The 21,407-nt window shown below is 69.4% G+C and carries 19 protein-coding genes; 10 read left to right on the forward strand and 9 right to left on the reverse strand.

Annotation, left to right across the window (positions count from 1 at the left end; genetic code table 11):
* The first annotated feature begins 100 nt into the window (after positions 1-100).
* From murJ to ABZX37_RS04360, 7 genes are all read left to right on the forward strand, one after another.
* A complete protein-coding gene (murJ, locus tag ABZX37_RS04330; RefSeq protein ID WP_354735867.1) occupies positions 101-2,368 on the forward strand; it encodes a murein biosynthesis integral membrane protein MurJ in 2,268 nt (755 codons plus the stop codon).
* 79 nt (positions 2,369-2,447) lie between these two features.
* Positions 2,448-4,046, forward strand: a complete 1,599-nt coding sequence (locus ABZX37_RS04335) for a protein kinase family protein (RefSeq protein WP_354735869.1) — start codon at positions 2,448-2,450, stop codon at positions 4,044-4,046.
* Between the two features lie 31 nt (positions 4,047-4,077).
* Positions 4,078-4,743 carry an RNA polymerase sigma factor SigM gene (gene sigM / locus ABZX37_RS04340; protein WP_354735871.1) on the forward strand — a complete coding sequence of 222 codons (666 nt, stop codon included), beginning with the start codon at positions 4,078-4,080 and terminating at the stop codon, positions 4,741-4,743.
* Positions 4,740-5,549: a hypothetical protein gene (locus ABZX37_RS04345; RefSeq protein ID WP_354735873.1), complete on the forward strand. Its 810-nt coding sequence runs from the start codon at positions 4,740-4,742 to the stop codon at positions 5,547-5,549. Before sigM ends, ABZX37_RS04345 begins: the two co-directional genes overlap by 4 nt.
* 95 nt (positions 5,550-5,644) lie before the next feature.
* Complete coding sequence (trxB, locus tag ABZX37_RS04350) at positions 5,645-6,637, forward strand: thioredoxin-disulfide reductase (RefSeq protein WP_354735875.1); 993 nt, start codon at positions 5,645-5,647, stop codon at positions 6,635-6,637.
* Positions 6,638-6,665: 28 nt separating this feature from the next.
* Complete coding sequence (gene trxA / locus ABZX37_RS04355) at positions 6,666-6,989, forward strand: thioredoxin (RefSeq protein WP_009085330.1); 324 nt, start codon at positions 6,666-6,668, stop codon at positions 6,987-6,989.
* A gap of 269 nt (positions 6,990-7,258) precedes the next feature.
* A complete protein-coding gene (locus ABZX37_RS04360; protein ID WP_354735877.1) occupies positions 7,259-8,407 on the forward strand; it encodes an N-acetylmuramoyl-L-alanine amidase in 1,149 nt (382 codons plus the stop codon).
* A gap of 877 nt (positions 8,408-9,284) precedes the next feature.
* Here the strand turns inward: ABZX37_RS04360 and ABZX37_RS04365 are convergent.
* Positions 9,285-9,929 (reverse strand): GNAT family N-acetyltransferase, encoded by a 645-nt coding sequence (locus ABZX37_RS04365; RefSeq protein WP_354735879.1) that lies wholly within the window; start codon positions 9,927-9,929, stop codon positions 9,285-9,287.
* Positions 9,930-10,111: 182 nt separating this feature from the next.
* Between ABZX37_RS04365 and ABZX37_RS04370 the strand changes: the two genes are divergently transcribed.
* Together ABZX37_RS04370 and ABZX37_RS04375 are read left to right on the forward strand one after the other, a co-directional pair.
* A complete protein-coding gene (locus ABZX37_RS04370; protein WP_344282443.1) occupies positions 10,112-11,431 on the forward strand; it encodes a PLP-dependent aminotransferase family protein in 1,320 nt (439 codons plus the stop codon).
* 30 nt (positions 11,432-11,461) lie between these two features.
* Positions 11,462-12,412 (forward strand): D-alanine--D-alanine ligase, encoded by a 951-nt coding sequence (locus ABZX37_RS04375; RefSeq protein ID WP_354735882.1) that lies wholly within the window; start codon positions 11,462-11,464, stop codon positions 12,410-12,412.
* Between the two features lie 131 nt (positions 12,413-12,543).
* Here the strand turns inward: ABZX37_RS04375 and ABZX37_RS04380 are convergent, their stop codons facing one another.
* The 8 genes from ABZX37_RS04380 to rpmH all read right to left on the reverse strand — a co-directional run bounded on the left by ABZX37_RS04380 (position 12,544) and on the right by rpmH (position 18,578).
* The gene (locus ABZX37_RS04380) at positions 12,544-13,557 is read right to left on the reverse strand and encodes a ParB/RepB/Spo0J family partition protein (protein WP_354735884.1); all 1,014 of its coding nucleotides are present in this window, start codon (positions 13,555-13,557) and stop codon (positions 12,544-12,546) included.
* Positions 13,554-14,477: a ParA family protein gene (locus ABZX37_RS04385; RefSeq protein ID WP_354736203.1), complete on the reverse strand. Its 924-nt coding sequence runs from the start codon at positions 14,475-14,477 to the stop codon at positions 13,554-13,556. Before ABZX37_RS04385 ends, ABZX37_RS04380 begins: the two co-directional genes overlap by 4 nt.
* 85 nt (positions 14,478-14,562) lie before the next feature.
* Positions 14,563-15,243, reverse strand: coding sequence for a 16S rRNA (guanine(527)-N(7))-methyltransferase RsmG (rsmG, locus tag ABZX37_RS04390; RefSeq protein ID WP_354735886.1), 681 nt, complete (start codon positions 15,241-15,243; stop codon positions 14,563-14,565).
* Positions 15,244-15,914: 671 nt separating this feature from the next.
* The gene (locus ABZX37_RS04395; RefSeq protein WP_067578310.1) at positions 15,915-16,454 is read right to left on the reverse strand and encodes a R3H domain-containing nucleic acid-binding protein; all 540 of its coding nucleotides are present in this window, start codon (positions 16,452-16,454) and stop codon (positions 15,915-15,917) included.
* A gap of 28 nt (positions 16,455-16,482) precedes the next feature.
* Positions 16,483-17,643: a membrane protein insertase YidC gene (gene yidC, locus ABZX37_RS04400; RefSeq protein WP_354735888.1), complete on the reverse strand. Its 1,161-nt coding sequence runs from the start codon at positions 17,641-17,643 to the stop codon at positions 16,483-16,485.
* Between the two features lie 4 nt (positions 17,644-17,647).
* Positions 17,648-17,974: a membrane protein insertion efficiency factor YidD gene (gene yidD / locus ABZX37_RS04405; RefSeq protein ID WP_116205228.1), complete on the reverse strand. Its 327-nt coding sequence runs from the start codon at positions 17,972-17,974 to the stop codon at positions 17,648-17,650.
* A gap of 6 nt (positions 17,975-17,980) precedes the next feature.
* Complete coding sequence (gene rnpA / locus ABZX37_RS04410; protein WP_354735891.1) at positions 17,981-18,412, reverse strand: ribonuclease P protein component; 432 nt, start codon at positions 18,410-18,412, stop codon at positions 17,981-17,983.
* Positions 18,413-18,434: 22 nt separating this feature from the next.
* On the reverse strand, positions 18,435-18,578 hold the full coding sequence (rpmH, locus tag ABZX37_RS04415; RefSeq protein ID WP_116205226.1) for a 50S ribosomal protein L34: 144 nt from the start codon (positions 18,576-18,578) through the stop codon (positions 18,435-18,437).
* A 601-nt stretch (positions 18,579-19,179) separates the two neighbouring features.
* Between rpmH and dnaA the strand changes: the two genes are divergently transcribed.
* Complete coding sequence (gene dnaA / locus ABZX37_RS04420; RefSeq protein ID WP_354735893.1) at positions 19,180-20,889, forward strand: chromosomal replication initiator protein DnaA; 1,710 nt, start codon at positions 19,180-19,182, stop codon at positions 20,887-20,889.
* Positions 20,890-21,407: the final 518 nt, after the last annotated feature.

Consider the following 21,407-nt stretch of genomic DNA (forward strand, 5'->3'; position numbering starts at 1 on the left):
CGCGTTGGACAAAGAGCCGGGTCAACCGCCCGAGCGTGCGGGTCGTCCTCGGCGGGACGGCGCGCCGCCGAGGCGGGACGACCAGCCTCCTCGCCGCGCGGTGCGGGACGCGCGCCGCCAGCCGCCCCCTCCGCCGCCGCCCGCCGACCGCAGGCAGCCGCCGCCCAACGGCACCCGCCGGATGCCGCTGCCCGAAGACCGTCCGCCCGCCCCTTCCGACCGGGCTCAGCCGCGCCGGATCGACCCGCGCGGCGGCGAACCCCGGGAGCCCCGCGAACCACGGGACCGCGCGCCGCGCCGCGTCCCGCCGCCGCCTCCGCCGAACGGCCAGCGCCCGGCCCCGACCAGGGCCGCCATGCCGCCGGTGCGCAGGCCGCCCCCGCCGCGGCCGTCCGGGCCGCCGTCGGGCCCGCAGCAACTCCCGCCGTCGGGTCCGCAACCGCTTCCGCCGACGAACCAGCCGCCCAACCGCGGCACGCTTCCGCAGCCGACCCCGCCGCCCGCGAACGCGCCGGGCCCGCAGCCGCCGGTGCATCGCGGCCGCGGTCCGCGTCCCGGCGCGCCGGTCCGGCCGTGGCAGGAAGAGGCGATGCGGGACCCGGACGCCACCCGGTTCATCCCGCGCACCGCGGGCGTCCCGCTCGCGGCTCCTTCGCGCTGGCCAACCGCCGACCCGGACGTGCTGCGCCCGTACGACGCGCTGGCCACCCAGGTCATGCCGCGGATCAAGGACGCGCCGCTCGCGCGTCCGAGCGAGGCTCCGCAGCAGCCGAAGGACGAGGGTCCCTCGGTCGCCAAGGCGTCCGGCCGGATGGCGATCGCGTCGCTGATCAGCCGCATCACCGGCTTCCTGTGGAAGGTGCTGCTGGTCGCGGCGATCGGTTCCGGGATCGCGACCGACTCGTTCAACGTCGCGAACACGATGCCGAACATCATCTTCGAACTGCTGCTCGGCGGCGTGCTCACCAGTGTGGTGGTGCCGCTGCTGGTGCGTTCGCAGGACGACCCGGACCACGGGCAGGCCTACGCGCAGCGGCTGCTGACCACCGGCGTCACCGTGCTGTTCATCGGCACCGTGATCGCGGTGATCGCGGCGCCGGCGTTCACGTCGCTCTACATCGATTCGTCCGGCCACGCGAGCGCGGGCCTGACCACGGCGTTCGCCTACCTGCTGCTGCCGGAGATCTTCTTCTACGGCGTGTTCGCGCTGGTCTCGGCGATGCTGAACGCCAAGCACGTGTTCGGGCCGACCGCGTGGGCGCCGGTGATCAACAACCTGGTGGTCATCTTCACCATCCTCGTGGTGTGGCTGATGCCGGGTTCGATCGACACCGACCATCCGGCGATCACCGATCCGAAGGTGCTCACGCTGGGCCTCGGCGTCACCGGCGGCATCGCCGCGCAGGCGCTCATGCTGATCCCGCCGCTGCTGCGGTCGGGCTTCCGCCCGCGCTGGCGCTGGGGCCTGGACAGCCGGATGAAGGAGTTCGGCGGGCTGGCCCTGTGGGTCGTCGGCTACGTCGCGGTCAGCCAGGTCGGCCTCACGATCACCACCCGTGTGCTCACCAAGGGCACCTCGGGCGGCGTCACCGCTTACAACTACGCGTGGCTGCTGTTCCAGCTGCCCTACGGCGTGCTCGGCGTCTCGCTGCTGACCGCGATCATGCCGCGATTGAGCCGCGCGGCCGCCGACGGCGACACGAAGAAGCTGGTCAGCGACCTTTCCTACGCCTCGCGGATCTCGACGGTCACCCTCGTGCCGATTTCCGCGGTGATGACGATCGTCGGCACCTCAATGGGCATCGCGCTGTTCGCGATGGGCAAGGGGCGGCTCGAGGACGCCGAGCGGATGGGCCAGGCGCTGGCGATCACGGCGTTCGCGCTGCTGCCGTACGCGCTGGTGATGCTCCAGATGCGCGTCTTCTACGCGATGAAGGACGCCCGCACGCCGACGTTGATCATGATCGTGATGACCGTCGTCAAGGTGCCGCTGCTGTTCCTGTGCCCGGTGCTGCTGAACGCGGAGAACGTCGTGCTCGGCGTGATGATGGTCAACGCGCTGACGTATGTGATCGGCGCGATGCTCGGCCAGGTGTGGCTGTGGGTGACGCTCGGCAACCTCCGCAGCAAGCGGGTGATCGGGGTGATCCTGTTCACCGTCGTGGCGAGCGTCCTCGGGGTCGGGGCCGCGTGGGTCGTCGGGCTGATCGTGCCCTCGTCGCTGAGCCCGGTTCCGCATGCCTGGATCAAGCTCGTCCTGCAGGGAATCGTCGGGATCGTGGTCTCGTTCGGGGTGCTCATGGCGCTGAAGGTCGAGGAGCTGAGGCCCGTAACATCGAGGTTCACCCGATTGATCAAGCGCGGGTAACGATTGATTCACGACTCACGACGCTTCTACGGCTGATGATCCGGGTACCCTCGGTGCCGGGAGCGAAGCGGGAGAGAGCGTGGACACGAGACGAAGCGAGCAGGCGGGGGACGCCGCGGGCATTCGCGCCCGGGGCGGATCGCTCGCGCCCGGACGCGTCGTAGGCGACGGCCGGTATCGCCTGCTTGCCCAGTTCGGGGTGGACGAACGAGCCGCCGCGCACCTGTGGCGGGCGCGAGACGGGCAGCTCAAGCGGGATGTCGCACTGACCTTGCTGGTCGGCGATCCGGCGGATCCGGAGGCGGCCCGGCAGGCCCGGCGCACGCTGGAGCGGGCCGCGCACGCGTCGAAGTTCGGGCACGGCGGCGTCGCACGGGTGCTGGACGTGCTCAGCCTCGGCAGCGGCGTCACCTCGAGCGAGGGCTTGCTCGGCGTCGTGGTGGCGGAGTGGACCAAGGGCAGCGACCTGGTGGACCTGGTCGCGCAGCGCCCGGTGGCCCCCGCCGCGGCCGCGCGGATGGTGCAGGCGCTCGCCGAAGCGGTCGACCACGCCCATCAGAACGGTCTCGTCCTCGGCCTCGACCACCCGCAGCGGCTGCGGCTCACCCCGGGCGGCGCGCTCAAGCTCGCGTTCCCCGGCCCGCTGCCGGAAGCCACTCTCCGCGACGACGTCAAGGCGCTCGGCGCGGTGCTGTATCTGCTGCTCACCGGACGCTGGGCGCTGCCAGGCGGACCGCCCGCGATCCCCGCGGCCCCGCTCACCCCGCAGGGGCACGTCGTGCCGCCGCGGTCGCTGGTGCCCGCGGTGCCGCCGGAGCTGTCTTCGCTGGCCGTGCGCACGATCGAGGACGGCGGCAGCGGCGGGATCCGCACCAGCTCGGCCATCCTGCGCGTGCTCGGCCAGGTCGCCGATCAGGAGGAACGCACCCAGCTGATCAACGCGGTCGGCAAGGACGAGGCGGCGGCGGAGACCGACGGCACGATCTGGACCACGAAGAAGCCGGTGAAGGACGTCGCGCGGCGGCGGAAGCTGGCCTTCGGCGTCACCGTGCTGGTGGTCGCCACCGTGGTGATCCTCGCGTGGGGCGGGCTGATGCTGATCAACCTGTTCCAGGGCGACGGCAAGCCCACCGGTCCCGCGATCAACGTCGCGGCCCCGCCGAGCAGTGCTCCGGCGAAACCGGGCAACCAGGCCCCGCCGCCGGCGAACCAGCCGCCCGCGGCGCCGAAGATCGGCGACCCGGTGGCCCCGAAGTCGGCGTCGCTCTACAACCCGCAGGGCTCCGGCGACAACCCGGGCCGGGCGAAGAACACGATCGACGGCGACCCGGGCACGGTCTGGAAGACCGACCAGTACCAGCAGCAGCTGCCGACGCTGAAGCCCGGCGTCGGGATCGCGGTCCAATTCGACAACCCGGTGAACCTCGCGCAGGTGAAGATCAGCGCGGACAGCCCGGGCACGAAGGTCGAGATCCGGTCGGCGGACAGCAAGAATCCGCAGCTCGACGACACCAAGGTGGTCGGAAGCGGCGACCTGAACGGGCCGGACACGACGATCACCCTGCAGCAGCCGACGCAAAGCCAGTACTTCATCGTCTGGATCACCCAGCTGGGCGACAACGGCGGCAACGGCTTCGTGAGCCAGATCGGAGAACTGAGCTTCCTGCCTGCGGCGTGAGCTGCGAGCACGACTCAGTAGGCTCTGCCGGGTGACGGCTGCAGCTCCCACGGATGCGGATCTGATCGCGGCACACGCCGCGGGCGATCCGCATGCGTTCAGTGAACTGGTCCGGCGGCATCGAGACCGCTTGTGGGCGGTGGCGCTGCGCACGCTGCGCGATCCGGAAGAGGCGGCGGACGCGCTGCAGGAGGCGTTCATCTCGGCGTTCCGCGCGGCGGGCAAGTTCCGCGCGGAGTCGCAGGTCACGACCTGGCTGCACCGGATCGTGGTGAACGCGTGCCTCGACCGGATCCGGCGAAGGCAGGCCCGCCCGACCGTTCCGCTTCCGGAGACCGGGGAGTTCAACGAACCGGCCGCGCCCGGCGATTCGATGGCGGAGAAGGAAACCAGCCTGCTGGTCCGCAAGGCGCTCGACGAGCTGCCCGAAGACCAGCGCGCGCCGATCCTGCTCGTCGACGTCGAGGGCTATTCCGTGGCCGAGACGGCGAAAATGCTCGGCATCGCCGAGGGCACGGTCAAGAGCCGATGCGCGCGCGGGCGGGGAAAACTCGCGAAGGTTCTCGGGCATCTGCGGAACCCGGACGGGGGTGGCGACGTCCCAACTAACGAAAGCAAACGCAAGCACGCCACTTCGGAGGGGTCCCGGAGTGCCGGGCGAGCCCAGCGCTCGCCGGGGAACGGGGAGGGACGATGACGGACGAGAGCCGGGGGGCAGGCGGAACCATCGGGCCGCCCTGGTCTGTCGACCTGCTCGCCGACCTCCACGCCGGGGTCCTCGACGACCAGGAGGCGGAGCGACTCTGGCCGCGGGTGAACGCGGATCCGGAGGCGCGCGCGATCCTCGAGGCCCTCGAAGCGACCACCGCGGACCTGTCCGCGCTCGCCGCGGAACCGGCCCCGCCGATGCCCGCGGAGTTCGCGGCCAGGCTCGACGCCGCGCTCGCCGCGGAGTCGACGGCCCGGCAGGAGGCCACGTTTCCGGCGGCCGCACCGCAGCCCGCACCCGAGCCCGCTGAGCCGCCGGTCGCGCCGGTGGTGGACCTGTCGGCGGCGCGGAAACGGCGGAACCGGCAGCTCGGCTGGGGCGCGGGGATCCTGACCGCCGCCGCAGCCGCCGCGGTGGCCATCACGCTGACCGTTCCCGGGGCGACCAAGACGGACACGTCCGGCGTCGCCGCGCCCGCACCGTCCGCGGTGGGCGGCCCGTCCGTCGGCAGCGACGGCAGCGGTGCGGAATCACTGCTGGGCGGCGGTCTTGGCGTGCGGAACTACGGCCCGCTGCAGGACTCGAAGCGGTTCGACGCGTGTGTCACCGCGGCGGGCATGGACCCGAACGTGCGGCCGGAAGGCGTGCGGCCGGTGACCGTCGGGGGCAAGCCGGGCGTGGTGGCGATTTACACCACCGGCAAGCTCGCGCAGTTCCGGCTGGTCGCGTTCGGCGCGGACTGCGGGCCGGGGAACGCGGACAAGCTGTTCGACAAGGTGGTCGGCAAGAAGTAGCGGCCCGGACGTAGCGGGCGTCACCGCCGGGAACACCTCCACCTACGATCGTGTTGAGCCTGGAGCACAGGTCATGACGAGCGGAGGGTTGACGGGTGGCTGCCGAGGAAATCAGGAACCTGATCGTCGTCGGGTCGGGTCCTGCCGGTTACACCGCAGCGGTCTACGCGGCGCGCGCACAGCTCGAACCGCTGGTGTTCGAGGGCACGCAGTTCGGCGGGGCGCTGATGACGACCACCGAGGTCGAGAACTTCCCGGGCTTCCGCGACGGGATCCAGGGTCCGGACCTGATGGAGGAGATGCGCAAGCAGGCCGAGCGTTTCGGCGCCGAACTGCGCGCGGAGGACGTCGAGTCGGTTGAGCTGACCGGCGACGTGAAGTACGTCGTCGCGAACGGCAAGCGCTACGCCGCGCGCGCGGTCGTGCTGGCCATGGGCGCCGCCGCGCGGTACCTGAAGGTGCCGGGCGAGCAGGAGCTGCTCGGCCGCGGCGTGTCCGCCTGTGCGACCTGCGACGGCTTCTTCTTCCGCGACCACGACATCGCGGTCGCGGGCGGCGGCGACTCGGCGATGGAGGAGGCGACCTTCCTGACGAAGTTCGCCAAGTCCGTGACGATCGTGCACCGCCGCGACGAGTTCCGGGCGTCGAAGATCATGCTCGAGCGCGCCCGCGCGAACGAGAAGATCAAGTGGCAGCTGAACTCGCAGATCACCGGCGTCGAGGGCGACGGGACGGTGTCCGGCCTGAAGGTGCGCGACACGCGGTCCGGCGACGAGAAGACGCTCGACGTGACCGGGTTCTTCGTCGCGATCGGCCACGACCCGCGCAGCGAACTGGTGCGTGGACAGGTGGACGTGGACGAGGACGGCTACGTGCTCACCCAGGGCCGCACGTCCTACACGAACGTGCCCGGCGTGTTCGCCGCCGGCGACTTGGTGGACCGCACCTACCGGCAGGCGATCACCGCCGCCGGTTCCGGCTGCAGCGCGGCGATCGACGCGGAACGATGGCTCGCGGAGCACGGCGAATCCGAGGCGCACGAGGCACCGGAACTGGTCGGCGGCGGTTACGGCGCCGGCGAGCACTGACTTTCCCACCGAGTTGAAGGAGCAAGCGATGTCCGAACCCGTGAAGGTGACCGACAAGTCGTTCGTGGACGACGTCCTCACCAGCGAGAAGCCCGTTCTCGTCGACTTCTGGGCGACCTGGTGCGGGCCGTGCAAGATGGTCGCCCCGGTGCTCGAGGAGATCGCCAAGGAAAACGGCGACAAGATCACCGTCGCGAAGCTCGACATCGACGAGAACCCGAACACGGCGCGTGACTACCAGGTGATGTCGATTCCGACGCTGATCCTGTTCCAGGGCGGCAAGCCGGTGAAGCAGATCGTGGGCGCGAAGCCGAAGGCCGCGCTGCTGTCCGATCTCGCCGACGTGCTCTGAGCCGGTCCGCCTGCTGAGAACCCGGGCCAGCGACGATCGACTCGCCGGTCCGGGTTCTCGCACGTTCGGGAACCACCCGCACGGGGGTGTGCGCGCAGGTGCACTCGGCGTGTCCGCCGGGGGACCGCGCACCCCTCCGGGGGCGCACCGACCGGGCCTGCGTACTCACCGAGAGTTCACAGGGCACAATAGGTGCCTGGGTACACCCCTACCCAGGTTTCTGTTTCGCATCGAGCCGGTTTCGGTGCCTGAGGAAGAGCGAGGAGTGCATGCGGGTACTCCGCCGCGGTGACGCCGGTCCCGACGTCGCCGAGATCAGGTCGATCCTTGCCGGGATGGATCTGCTCCCGCCGGTGGCGGGGACCGAGCGGTACAACACGTTCGACGTCGCGGTGGAGCAGGCCGTGCGCGCGTTCCAGCAGCGCCGCGGGCTCATCACCGACGGCGTAGTGGGCCAGGCGACGTACCAGGCGCTCAAGGGCGCCAGCTATCACCTCGGGAGCCGCCCGCTCCAGTACCTTTTGTCGGCGCCGGTGAACGGCGACGACGTTTTCACTCTTCAGGAGCGGCTCACCGAGCTGGGCTTCGACGCGGGCCGCCCGGACGGCTACTTCGGCCCCCAGACCGAGCGCGCCCTGCGCACGTTCCAGCGCGACATGCGCCTGACGTCGGACGGCATCTGCGGCCCGGCCACCATCCGCGAACTGCACCGCCTGTCGTCCCCGCGCGCCCGCGGCGGCCGCCCGGTCTTCCTGCGCGAGCAGGAGCAGGTGCGCCAGGCAGGCCCGCGGCTGCGCGGCAAGCGCATCGTGATCGACCCGGGCCACGGCGGCGAGGACCTTGGCGTCGTCGCCGGCGGCCTGCGCGAAGCGGACATCGCCTGGGACCTGGCGCGCCGGCTCGAAGGCCGCATGCAGGCCACCGGCATGGAAGCCTTGATCAGCCGAGGCCCGAACCACAGCCCGACGGACTTCGAACGCGCCCGTTTCGCCAACGACGCCGGCGCGGACCTGTTCCTGTCGCTGCACAGCGACGGCAACCCGTCCCCGCGCGCCCAGGGCGTGGCGAGCTTCCACTTCGGCACCGGCAACGGCACGACGTCCACCGTCGGCGAACTGCTGGCCGGCTTCATCCAGCGCGAGGTCGCCGCCCGCACCGGTCTGCTGGACTGCCGCACGCACTACAAGACGTGGGAAATCTTCACCCGCACGCGCTGCCCAGCCGTCCGAGTGGAAATCGGCTACCTGACCAACCCGGACGACGCCGCCCGCCTGGGCGACCCCGCCTTCCGCGACGTCGTGGCCGAAGGCATCCTCATCGCCGTGAAGCGCCTCTACCTCCTGGGCGAGGGCGACCAGCCGACCGGCACCTTCACCTTCGCCGACGTCCTGGCCCACGAACTCGCGAAGGCTGAATAGCGCTCCTTCGCGAGACCTCGGCCTTTCGTCATTGACCCCTGCCTGAGCCCTGAGTCGCCCTGAACCGGACTTTCCCCGCCGAAGACCGCCAGGGCCCCACTCGGCACGCCCCAACCGGCTCGTGCCCGTCTCAGCCCTCCGCGCCCCCTCCCGTTTACCCGTGCTGACCCGACCTCACCTCAGCCACCCACTACCCACAGTCACCACCGCCCGGCGCACCCCCGGACCAGCACTCCCCAGCCCCACCCCACGTCTTGCACCCCACCCCACACGCCACCAACCGCGGCCCCAGCACCTAACAACCGGAGCCACCCCACCGCTTAACCGGCGCCACAAGAACTTGCGCCCAGCCGCTCCAGCCGCCACCACCCCTGGGGGCAGCCCCCACCCTCACCGGGGGGCGTCCCCAGATCCATTCTATCCATCCACAGCTTTTCCACGGCCTCTATCTGCAATCTGTGGATAACTCGGGGGTTCTTCCACAGTTGTGCACAGGTACCGGGAGTGGGTGTTTTCGCGGCGATCCGGAGGTGGTATGGGGTGCGTCGAGCACCGGCAGGCCACGTCCGGATGCGGAGCGAACCGGCGGGGGATCGGGCGCGGGCTGACCTCGGTCGATGCTGTTCAGGCGGCTGCGAGGCGGGTCAGGGAGGGCTGATCGCGGCGCTCGTAGCGAGGGGTGGGAGCCCCTGGGAAGTTCGGCGGGAAGCCGAGGACACCGGGCGATCGGCACGGAGAGTGACCGTGGAGCCAGAGCGGGGCCGGGGGTTACGGATCGCGGCGAGCGAGTCAGGCGGGTTGTTCATGGTGGGTGCCAGCAAGGTCATTCTGGCTGATCTGAACAGACCTGGAATGGCGTAAGCAGCGAGGCGAAGGGTCAAGCGCGGCCGAGGCTCGGCTCCGCGGTCGTGATCGTCACCTGGCCGAGCAGCCGTTCCAGGGCCGCTTCGACGTCTTCCTTCCAGGTGATCGCCGAGCGCAGTTCCAGGCGCAGTCGCGGGTACTTCGGGTGCGGACGCACCGTTTTGAAGCCCACGCTCTGCAGGAACGCCGCGGGCAGCACGCACGAGTGCTGGCCAAGCGGGTCCTGTTCGTCAGGAGTGGCGTCGCCGAAGGATTCGATCGCGCGGACGCCGCGTTTGGTCAGGTCCTTCGCCACGGCCTGCACCAGCATCCGGCCGAGGCCGCCGCCGCGGAATTCCGGCAGGATCTGGGCCGCGGTGAGCAGGACGGCGTCGGCGCTGGGCGGCGACGTCGGGAAGGCGAGCGAGCGGGGCACCGCGTTCGGCGGGGCGTAGAGCACGAACCCGACCGGCAGCGTGTCGCTGTAGACGATGCGGCCGCAGGAACCCCATTCCAGCAGCACGCTGGACACCCAGGCTTCCTTCTCGACCTCGGTGGAGCCGTATTCCTCGGCCTGCGCCTTCAGGTGCGGCGCGAGCTCCCAGTACACGCACTGCCGGCAGTTCTTGGGCAGGTGCTCGAGATTGTCCAGGGTGACGCCCACCACGCGACGTGACACCTGAAACCTCCCTGGACCCCGCAACTCCGGCCTCAGCGCCCGCAAGAGCGCAGGCAGCACCGGAAGAACCTCACCGAGGATAGGCCGATGTGACAAGCGCCGGAAGAGCGGGGAGCCGGAAGAGGCCGCGGTTACACTCGATGGATCTACCAGCAGGTACCCACCGAGCCCTCAGGTGTCCGATGACCGAGAACCGCCCAGCCAAGCCGCAGACCGGCCGCCACAATCTCGACCCGCATCTCGACCGGTACGCAGCCCGTACCGCGGGGATGACCGCATCCGAGATCCGCGCGCTTTTCGCAGTGGCAAGCCGGCCGGAGGTCGTCTCGCTCGCCGGCGGCATGCCGAACCTCGCCGCGCTGCCGCTCGACACGCTCTCGGCTCAGGTCGGCGAGATCATCGCCGAGGAGGGGCTCGTCGCCCTGCAGTACGGGTCCGCGCACGGAGTTCCGGCGCTGCGTGACCAGATCTGCGAAATCATGGCTCTCGAGGGCATCAAGGCGCACCCCGACGACGTCGTGGTCACCGTCGGTTCCCAGATGGGCCTCGACATGGTGACCCGGCTCTTCTGCGACCCCGGCGACGTCGTGATCGCCGAAGGCCCGTCGTACGTCGGCGCGCTCGGATCGTTCTCCGCGTACCAGGCGAACGTCGTGCACGTCGCGATGGACGAGCACGGTCTCGTGCCCGAAGGGTTGCGGGAAGCCTTGCGTCAGGCCGAAAAGGCCGGACAGCGGGTCAAATTCCTTTACACGATCCCGAATTTCCACAACCCGGCTGGCGTGACCCTGTCCGTCGAACGGCGTCCGGAGATCGTCGAGATCTGCCGCGAGCACGGCGTGCTGATCATCGAGGACAACCCGTATGGCCTGCTCGGTTTCGACGGCCAGGCCTACCCGGCGCTGCGCTCGCTCGACCCGGACAACGTCGTGTACCTCGGCTCCTTCTCGAAGACGTTCGCCTCCGGGCTGCGCGTCGGCTGGGTGCTCGCGCCGCACGCGGTGCGCGAAAAGCTTGTGCTGGCAGCGGAATCCGCGACGCTGTGCCCGCCGACCTTCAACCAGATGATCGTCTCGCGCTATCTCGCGACGCACGACTGGAAGGGCCAGATCAAGAAGTTCCGGGAAAACTACCGCGAACGCCGCGACGCGATGTTGTCGGCGCTGCAACAGTATCTGCCGCCCGGCTGCTCCTGGACCAACCCCGACGGCGGCTTCTACGTCTGGGTCACCGTGCCGGAAGGCGTTGACACCAAAGCGATGTTGCCGCGTGCGGTCACCGCTCGGGTGGCGTACGCGTCCGGCACCGGTTTCTACGCCGACGGTTTCGGCTCCCGCCAGATGCGGTTGTCGTACTGCTACCCGACGCCGGAGCGCATCCGGGAAGGCGTGCGCCGCCTCGCCGCGGTGCTCGAGTCCGAAATGGACCTCAGCCGCACCTTCGGTAGCGTGAAGGCGCGCACCATCCCGGGGCCCGAGACCCCGTCTCCGGACACGGTCTGACCGGCCCTGCGACACTAAGGAGTTCCCACGGTGGTCGACCGTACCGTTGCCGTGCTCGCCGGCGGGCTTTCCCACGAACGCGACGTTTCGCTCCGTTCCGGGCGCAGGCTGTCCGCCGCGCTGCGGGCCGAGGGCCTCACGGTGGAGGAGTGGGACACCGACGCCGGACTGCTGGAACGGCTGCGCACGCAGCGTCCGGACGCGGTTGTCGTCGCCCTGCACGGCGGCGAGGGCGAGAACGGCTCGGTGCAGACCGTGCTGGAGATGCTCGACGTGCCGTTCGTCGGCACCCATTCGCAGGGCTGCCGCCGGGCTTGGGACAAGCCGACCGCGAAGGCGTTCGTGCAGCAGGCCGGTTTCTCCACGCCCGACTGGGTTGTGTTGCCGCACAGCACTTTCCGCGAGCTGGGTGCCCAGTCGGTGCTCGACGCGATGGTCGAGCGGCTCGGTCTTCCGCTGATCCTCAAACCGGATCAGGGCGGGTCCGCGCTCGGCACGCAGGTGGTTCGGGAGGCATCCGAGCTGCCCGCGGCGATGGTCGGCTGCTTCGCCTACGGCGACACCGTGCTCGCGGAACGGTTCGTAGACGGCGTTGAAGTGGCCGTCACGGTCATCGAAGGGGAGAACGGGGCCGAGGCCTTGCCCGCGGTGGAGATCGTGCCGGAGAGCGGCGTCTACGACTACACCGCGCGCTACACCGCCGGTCTTACTGACTTCTTCACCCCGGCGCGGATTTCCGACGAAGCCGCGAAGGCGGTCAGCGAACTCGCCGTTGGTGCGCACCGGTGGCTCGGGCTGCGCGACATCTCGCGCACCGACGCGGTGATCACGCCGGACGGGGGAGTCCACTTCCTCGAAGTGAACCTCTCGCCGGGTCTCACCGAAACCTCGACAGTGCCGATGGCCGTCGAAGCCGCCGGCACCACCCTCGGTTCAGTTTTCGCGGACCTCGTCGCGCGCGCCGTCGCTCGCGCGAACTAAAACCTGGCGGACGGGGGCGGGCGGCGGTCTGCCGCCCCTCCCCGCGCCGGTCGATTCCGGCGGCCACTCCGGGTGACCATGGCCGCCTCGATCCGCAATCATCACCGTGACGAAACGACCCTGGGTGATCCCTAATCGGTTTCGTCGGTCTGATCCGCCGATTTTTCCCCGGAATTCGCGTCGATGATCCCGACGATCCGCTCGAGGTCGTCCACCGAGCCGAACTCGAGAACGATGCGCCCCTTGCGCCGGCCGAGGTCGACCTTCACCCGGGTGTCGAACCGATCGGACAGCCGGTTCGCGAGTTCCTGCAATCCGGGCGCCTGAATCGGCTTGCGGGGAGCGGCCTTCGGCTTGGCCGGCTTCTCGCTCTTCTTCAGCGTGACGGCTTCCTCGGTGGCGCGCACCGACATGCCCTCCGCGACGATCCGCGCCGCCAGTTCCTCCTGGCTTTCCGGATCCTCCAGCGACAGCAGCGCCCGCGCGTGCCCGGCGGACAGGACGCCCGCGGCCACCCGCCGCTGCACGGCGAGGGGGAGTTTGAGCAGCCGGATGGTGTTCGTGATGACCGGACGGCTGCGGCCGATGCGGCTGGCCAGCTCCTCGTGCGTCACCGCGAACTCGTCGAGCAGCTGCTGGTAAGCGGCCGCCTCTTCGAGCGGGTTCAGCTGCACGCGGTGGATGTTCTCCAGCAACGCGTCCCGCAGCATCGACTCGTCGGCGGTCTGCCGCACGATCGCGGGGATCGCCTCGAGTTCCGCCTGCTGCGAGGCGCGCAGCCGGCGCTCGCCCATGACGAGTTCGTACTCGTCGTCGCCGAGTTCGCGGACGACGATCGGCTGCATGAGCCCGAACTCGCGGATCGAATGCTCGAGTTCGGCGAGCGCTTCCTCGTCGAAAACCTGGCGAGGCTGCTTCGGGTTCGGCTTGACCGAGCTGACCGGGATTTCGCGGTACACCGCGCCGGCGACCTCGCCGCCCGCGACCGGCTGGCCCGCGGCACCGTTCGCCGCGAACCAGCCTTTGTCCTCGCGCACCGCTTGCTCCGAAGGCGTGGCCTCGGTCGCGTTCGGAGGAGGCGTCGCCGGTCCGGTCGGGATCAGGGCCGCCAGCCCGCGGCCGAGCCCTCCTCTGCGCTCAGTCATGTGGTGCTGCTCCTCTCGTTCACACCCCGCTCGGCGATCTCCTTCGCCGCGTCGAGATAGCTCATGGCACCACGTGAACCGGGGTCGTAGGCGAGGACGGTCTGGCCGTAGCCGGGTGCCTCGGACACCTTCACGCTGCGCGGGATGACGGTCTTCAGCACCGTGTCGCCGAAGTGGTTCCGGACCTCGTTGGTCACCTGGTCGGCCAGCTTGGTGCGACCGTCGTACATGGTGAGCAGAATCGTCGACACGCTGAGTTCGCGGTTCAGGTGCTGCTGCACGAGTTCGATGTTGCTGAGGAGCTGCCCGAGACCTTCGAGTGCGTAGTACTCGCACTGGATCGGGATGAGCACTTCCTGCGCCGCCACCATCGCGTTGACGGTCAGGAGACCGAGCGACGGCGGGCAGTCGATGAAGACGTAGTCGACGCCGATCTGGTCGAGCACGTCGGCCGACAGCGCCTCCTTGAGCCGCGTCTCGCGGTTCGCCATGGAGACGAGTTCGATCTCGGCGCCGGCGAGGTCGATCGTCGCGGGCACGCAGAACAGGTTGGGGGACTGCTCGCTCTGCTGCGCTGCCTCAGCGATCGAGACCTCGCCGATGAGCACCTCGTAGATCGAGGGCGTCCCGGAGCGGTGGTCGATGTCGAGCGCGGTGCTGGCGTTGCCCTGGGGGTCGAGGTCGATCACCAACGTTTTCAGCCCGTGCACGGCGAGCGCCGCGGCCAGGTTGACGGTGCTGGTCGTCTTGCCGACCCCGCCCTTCTGGTTGGCGACGGTCAGCACCCGGCGGCGAGACGGCCGGGGGAGCACCCCTTCCTTGGGGTGGAGCACGCTCGCGGCGCGAACGGCTTCTTCAGCGATCGGCGTCCAGCCCATCTCCTGGCTGGCCTGCGCGGAGTCGGACGGCGGGGGATTCACCGGTCTCGACACCTCCTCCTGGTAGACGATTCGGGGCGTTCACACCGCGATGTTTCACGTGGAACGGCGCGGCTCTTGTCGTTCGCTAACTCCGTCTGCCGCGTGGCCGGGTCGGCTTCGGCGGCAGGCGACGGATCAGGACCACCGTGCTGGGGACTTCGAGTACTGCCTTCCCGCATTCAGCGACCTGTGGTTCGGCACCACCGGCCTTGCGCACCGCGTCGCGGTCACGGGAGATCTCTTCAGCGGCGCTGGCACCCTTGAGGGCAACCAGTCGACCTTCGGGACGAACCAGGGGAAGGCACCAGCCCGCGAGCCGAGCAAGAGGGGCAACCGCGCGGGCGGTGACGACGTCTGCGCCACTCAACTGCTCGCGTACGGACCGCTCCTCGGCGCGTCCACGGACGATGGTGATCGGGAGTTCCAGCTTCTCGGCGACCTCGGCCAACCAGTCAACCCGGCGAGCCATGGGTTCCAAGAGCACGATATCGAGGTCCGGTCGAGCGATCGCCAGCGGTACTCCCGGAAGCCCGGCGCCCGACCCAACGTCGACCACGCGCGCCTCGGACGGGACCTGCTCGCCGATCACCGCGGAGTTCAGCACGTGCCGCTCCCACAGCCGGTCCACCTCTCGCGGACCGATCAACCCTCGCTCGACCCCATGAGTCGCCAGCAGCTCCACGTACCCGGCGGCTTGCTCGACGCGCTCCCCGAACACCTCCACCGCCGCGGTCCGGACCGTCCCGGTGGCGCCGTCCAAGCTCACTACTCCCACTCCTCGCTCCGCGCGTTTCACGTGAAACGCGCTCGATTGATTGTCCCTGATGCCGACGCCAAATCGAGTCGACAGACCGCAACTGTGGACAACTCCACTCGAGTCGCCGAGCGATCCACAGGTCGTTTCACGTGAAACCCGGCGACCCGGGTGAGAGGGGCGGCGAGTTTCACGTGAAACGCCACGCTTGTAATTCGCTCCGCAGGACCGGCACACCAACAGCCCGCACATCTCATCAGAGACACAGGGACTACTGACGCTCCACCGTGCCGACGATCCGCATCTCGGCGGTGGGGCCGAAGCGCGCGAGTCGGGGTGGGCGACACCGGCGCAACGACGTCCCGGGCGGCCGTCCGGATGAGGACGAGAACTTCGCCTTCGCATCCCGCGGCATCGAGGCGGCGGCAACAGCAGCCAAGCAACTGAGCGACGGTCGACTGCCGAACCGGGGCCGGTCGTACTCCGGCGGCGGGGAAGACTCTCCTCAGCGAAGGCACCATGCCGGTGCTCGTCGAGGGACCGATCGCGGCAGTCGAGAAACTCGGCGTGACTCGCCTCCGGAACCGGAGCGCGAAGCAGGCACAAAAGAAGCGGCCCACCGGAATCACTCCGGTGGGCCGCTTCGGCTCAGTGCTCTGCGCGGTTCAACGCGTCCGAGAGGCTCAGTCCTCGGGGAAGATCACCACGCGCCGCTTGGGGTCTTCGCCCTCGCTCTCGCTCGTGACGCCCTTGACCGTCGCGACCGCGTCGTGGACGACCTTGCGCTCGAACGGGCTCATCGGCTGCAGGCGCACCCGCTCGCCGCTCGACAGCACGGACTCGGCGGTGGACCGGCCGAGCTCGCGGAGCTCCTCACGGCGGTCCGCGCGCCAGCCGGCGATGTCCAGCATCAGCCGACTGCGCGAACCGGTCTCCTGCTGGACCGCGAGGCGGGTCAGCTCCTGCAGCGCTTCGAGCACCGTGCCGCGGGGGCCGACCAGCTTCTCCAGGTCGTCACCGCCGTCGATGCTGACGATCGCGCGGCCCGCCTCGACGTCCAGGTCGATGTCGCCGTCGTAGTCGAGCAGGTCCAGCAGGCGCTCGAGGTAGTCGCCGGCGATGTCGCCCTCTTGCACGAGAGCGTCGTCACCGCCCGCTTTCGGCTCGGCCGGTGCGCTCGTCTCTTCCTGATCGGCGTCGATCGTGTCGACCGTCTCCGACATCTTTAGTCTCCTCTCCGAACCCGAAGCGTCAGCGACGCTTCCGGCCCGACTTCCTGTTCGAGTCCTTGAGGAGCCCGGGCACTCCGGTGCCGTTCTCCTTCGATCCGTTCTGGTTCGACGTCTGCTCCGGCGCGCTCTCCGCCGGTTCGGCTGCCTTCGTCTCGGACGACGCGGCGCTGTCGGACTTCGCGTTGCCCGACTTGCCGCCGGTGGAGGTCTGCGCGAAACCGTGCGCCGAACCCGCCTTGGTCACCTTGCCCTGCTGACCCTGCTGCTGGTTCTTCTTCTGCTGCACCGGCTTCTGCCCGACCTTCGGCGCGGTCGGCTTCTGGCCCGGCTTCGGGCCGAGCGACGCGCGCTTCTCCGCCGCCTCCTCCTTGCGAGCCGCCTCTTCCTTGTCGATCTTCGTGTAGACGAGGCGCTGCTGCATGAGCGTCCAGCCGTTGTTCGCCAGCCAGTAGAAGAGAAGGCCGAGCGGGAAGAACGCACCGAACACGAGCACGCCGAGCGGGAAGACGTACATGGTGAGCTTGTTCATGATCGCGGTCTGCGCGGTGCCCGCGGCCGACGCGTTCTGCCGGGAGACCGAGTGGCGCGCGGTGAGGTGCGTGGCGATCGAGGCGATGATCATCAGCGGCAGCGCGACCGGGAGGACCTCCCAGTGCCACCCGCCGTTCGCGACGTGGCCCGCGACGGCGCCGACGCCGTTGTTGACCGCCTCGCCCATGTTGACGCCGAAGAGCTTGGCGCTCGTGTACGACAACACGTCCTGCGCGTTGAAGAAGTAGTTCTCGGTCTTCGCGCCGCCGCCGGCGGGCGGCATGGTGAACGCGCGCAGCACGTGGTTCAGGCCGATGAAGACCGGGATCTGAAGGATCATCGGAAGGCAGCTGCCGAGCGGGTTGACGCCGTGCTCGCGCTGGAGCTTCTGCATCTCCTGCGCCTGGCGCTGCCGGTCGTTCGCGTACTTCTTCTGGATCTTCTTCATTTCCGGCGCGAAGTCTTGCATCTTCTTCATCGACCGGACCTGGTTCACGAACGGCTTGAACATGATGCCGCGGACGGTGAACGTCAGGAAGATGATGCCGAGGATCCACGAGATCGCGGTCGCTTCCCCGAAGACGAACCCGAAGACCTTGTGCCAACACCACAAGATGAAGGACACGGGGTAGTAGATGAAATCGAGCACTGAGCTACTCCTCGATCGGTGTTTCAGGCGTGCGGTGTCGCCACGAGAACTTCTCGGGCACCGGGTCGCGGCCGGGCGGGGTCCACGGGCCGCAGCGAAGCAGCCGGCGCAGCGCGAGGTAGGAGCCTTTGGCCGCGCCGTGGCGGGTCAGGGCTTCGACTGCGTACGCGCTGCAGCTCGGGTAGAACCGGCAGGCCGGGGGAAGGAAGGGCGAGATCGCCTTGCGGTAGAACCGCACGGGAAGGAGCAGCACCCACGCGACCGGTCCCGGCCGGGGCGGCTTGCCTTCCTCGGGTGCTTCGGTGGTGCTGTGCTCGGAGGTGGCGTCCATGGCCGTTTACACCGCTGATCCGTGGTCGGGTGCCGCGCCCTGCTGACGCGGCTGCCGGGGAGCATCGGCCCCGGCCGGGCGGCCGGACGGCGCGAGGCCGAGCCGGCGCAGCGCGGCGTCGAGGTCGGAGTCAAGCTCCGCGCTCGACGCGGACGCCGCCGGAGGCAATGCCCGTACCACCAACGAAGTGCCCGCGGGCAGTGTTCCGAGACGCGCGGAAACAAGGTGGCGCAACCGGCGGGTCACCCGGTGGCGCACCACCGAGTTGCCGACGGCCTTGCTCACCACAAAACCCGCCCTGGCCGCGAACGAGGCGGCCACGGACGGGTCCGTGGTCAACGCATGAACGACGAGGCGGCGCCTGCCGGCTCGGGACCCCCGGCGGAGGACGACCCGGAAGTCCTCGCTCCGCCGCAGACGTGCGCCAGCGGGCAGCACGACGCGGTTGCGCGGAGCCGGATCAGGCGGACAGCTCGGCGCGGCCCTTGCGACGGCGCGCCGCGAGGATGCCGCGACCCGCGCGGGTCCGCATGCGCAGGCGGAAACCGTGGGTCTTCGCGCGACGACGGTTGTTCGGCTGGAAGGTGCGCTTGCCCTTGCTCACTGCTTCTCCTGTGTCTCGGCCGTCGGGCGACGGCGGATTCCCCGGCGCCCGGCGTGTCGTGCGGGTCGCACGGAAGTTCGTGCTGTCTCCTACCACCGGGTGGTCTCGTCACGACGAGCGACGACATACGTAGGCACGCGAAACGCACCCGTCGCATACGGGAGACCTTACGAGGGTACGCACCCCGGTCGTGAACGCCGCAGGCGCCCCTCCGCCACCCTCGGCGACCGGCCCGCGAGACTGCCTCCCGGCACGGCGCGGCACCGAATGGCAACACGCCGTACACCGTGAAATGCTTGCGCAGCACCACGCCTTGTGGCATCGGGCAGGGCTTGTTAGCGTGCCTCTCTCGGCCTCCGGGCAGGACTGATGCCGCTTCGCCGGCGCCGGGGGGTGTGGAGGCGCCCGGGGAGTACGCCGAGCCCGCAGGTGGCGTGGCTGCGGACGGCCGTACATTAGTGCACAGCTGTGGACAACTTTGTGGATATCGCTGTGCCGTCGCGCGGGTGAGTCCGGACCGCGTGCTTCGAGGCGAGCTTCCAGGACGTGCTCGGGGTGGGTCCGAGGCGTGCGCGCCGACGAGGGGAGGGGAGTCAGACCGGTGTCGGAGCACCAGCACAATCTGGGCGTCATCTGGGAGCAGGTGGTGCGGGAGCTGTCCGACGGCACCCTCTCCCCGCAGCAGCGAGCCTGGATGCGGGTGACCCGCCCGATCGGTCTCCTCGACGGCACCGCGCTGCTCGCCGCGCCGAGCGACTTCGCGAAGGAAGCCATCGAACGCGCGCTGCGCACCTCGATCACCGAAGCGCTGTCCCGCCGGCTCGGCCGTCCCGTGTCGCTCGCGGTGAAGGTCGACAGCACCGAACCGGTGGCGCCGGTACCCCGTTATGCGGCGTCACCCGCCCGGGTGGAAAACGATGTCCCGCATCCGGAGCCGATGCCGGCGCCGATGCCGGCACAGCCCGCGAGCCCGCACACGGGGAACGGCCAGGCCGACCACGTGCGCCCGGAGCGCCCGAAGCCGAAACCGCCGCCGCGACGGCCGCAGGTCGAAGCCGCCGGTCTTCCGCCGGCGCGGGTCGACCCGCCGCCGCCCCCGCCTCAGCAGCAGCCGCTGCACCCGTCCCACCCCGGCCTTGACGACATCGAGGACCCGGACGAAGAAGTCGACGAAGAGGGCGAAGCGCTGGCGACCGCCAACGAGATCTGGCCCCGGTTCGCCGGGCAGCCGATCGCGGGCCAGCCCTACACCGCGCCCGCGCAGCCGCAGACGTCCAAGACGAAGCTGAACGAGAAGTACAACTTCGACACCTTCGTCATCGGCGCGTCCAACCGCTTCGCGCACGCCGCCGCGGTCGCCGTGGCCGAGGCTCCGGCCCGCGCGTACAACCCGCTGTTCATCTGGGGCGAGTCCGGCCTCGGCAAGACGCACCTGCTGCACGCCGTCGGGCACTACGCGCAGCGGCTGTTCCCCGGCATGCGCGTGCGGTACGTCTCGACCGAAGAGTTCACGAACGACTTCATCAACTCGCTGCGCGACGACCGCAAGGTCGCCTTCCAGCGGCGCTACCGCGACGTCGACATCCTGCTGGTGGACGACATCCAGTTCCTGGAGGGCAAGGAAGGCACCCAGGAGGAGTTCTTCCACACCTTCAACACGCTGCACAACCAGAACAAGCAGATCGTGGTCAGCTCCGACCGGCCGCCCAAGCGGCTGGAAACCCTGGAAGACCGGCTGCGGACGCGGTTCGAATGGGGCCTGATCACCGACATCCAGCCGCCTGAGCTGGAAACCCGGATCGCGATCCTCCGCAAGAAGGCGGCGCAGGACCGGCTCGCGGTGCCCGGCGACGTGCTGGAGTTCATCGCGTCGCGGGTCGAGGCGAACATCCGCGAGCTGGAGGGTGCGCTGATCCGCGTCACCGCGTTCGCGTCGCTGAACCAGCAGCCGGTGGAAGCCGGGCTCGCCGAGATCGTGCTGCGCGATCTGATCCCGGACTCGCACACGCCGGAGATCACCGCGCCGACCATCATGGGCGTCACCGCCGAGTTCTTCGACGTGACGCTCGACGAGCTGTGCGGGCCCGGCAAGACGAAGGCGCTCGCCACCGCCCGCCAGATCGCGATGTACCTCTGCCGCGAGCTGACCGAGATGTCGCTGCCGAAGATCGGGCAGACGTTCGGCGGCCGCGACCACACGACCGTCATGCACGCGGACAAGAAGATCCGCAAGGAGATGGCCGAGCGCAGGCGGATTTACGACCAGGTGCAAGAGCTGACGTCGCGGATCAAGCAGCGCGCGCGTCAGTAGCCGACTGCCGCGTTTGGACACTCGCTTGTAGACAGTCCTGTTTCGACGCTCGAGGCCACCACGGACCCCCGTGGTGGCCTTTTTGTTGCCCTGACGGTTCTCGTCCGTACGCAGCTGAAGCGTGTGTACGGAGCGGCGTAGGAGCGAAGCACGCGTACGCATCCACAGACGTCCACAGCCTGTGTACACAAAATTTCTCAAACTCATTGATACACAAGGGGTTTTCCCCAGGGTGTGGGCAGTTTGCCCACAGTGCCAACAGATCCCGGAGCTGCGACGACCCGGATTTGATCCACATCCCACTCACACCGAATCCACAGGTTGTCCCCAGGGTTGTCCACGCTGATTCCCCAGGTTGCCCACAGGTCATCCACAGCTGTGGTTCGTCACTCACCAGGGCGATCCCGAGCGCTCAGACCACCCCCAGAGCCTGGGTACAACTCGCCCTCAACCTGGGGACAACCCTGGGGACAACTGGGCCCGACTGTGGATGAATCGGGGACCGCCCGAAACCATCC

The sequence above is a fragment of the Amycolatopsis sp. NPDC004079 genome, assembly GCF_040610415.1.
In the GTDB taxonomy this organism is placed as follows: Bacteria; Actinomycetota; Actinomycetes; order Mycobacteriales; family Pseudonocardiaceae; genus Amycolatopsis; species Amycolatopsis halotolerans.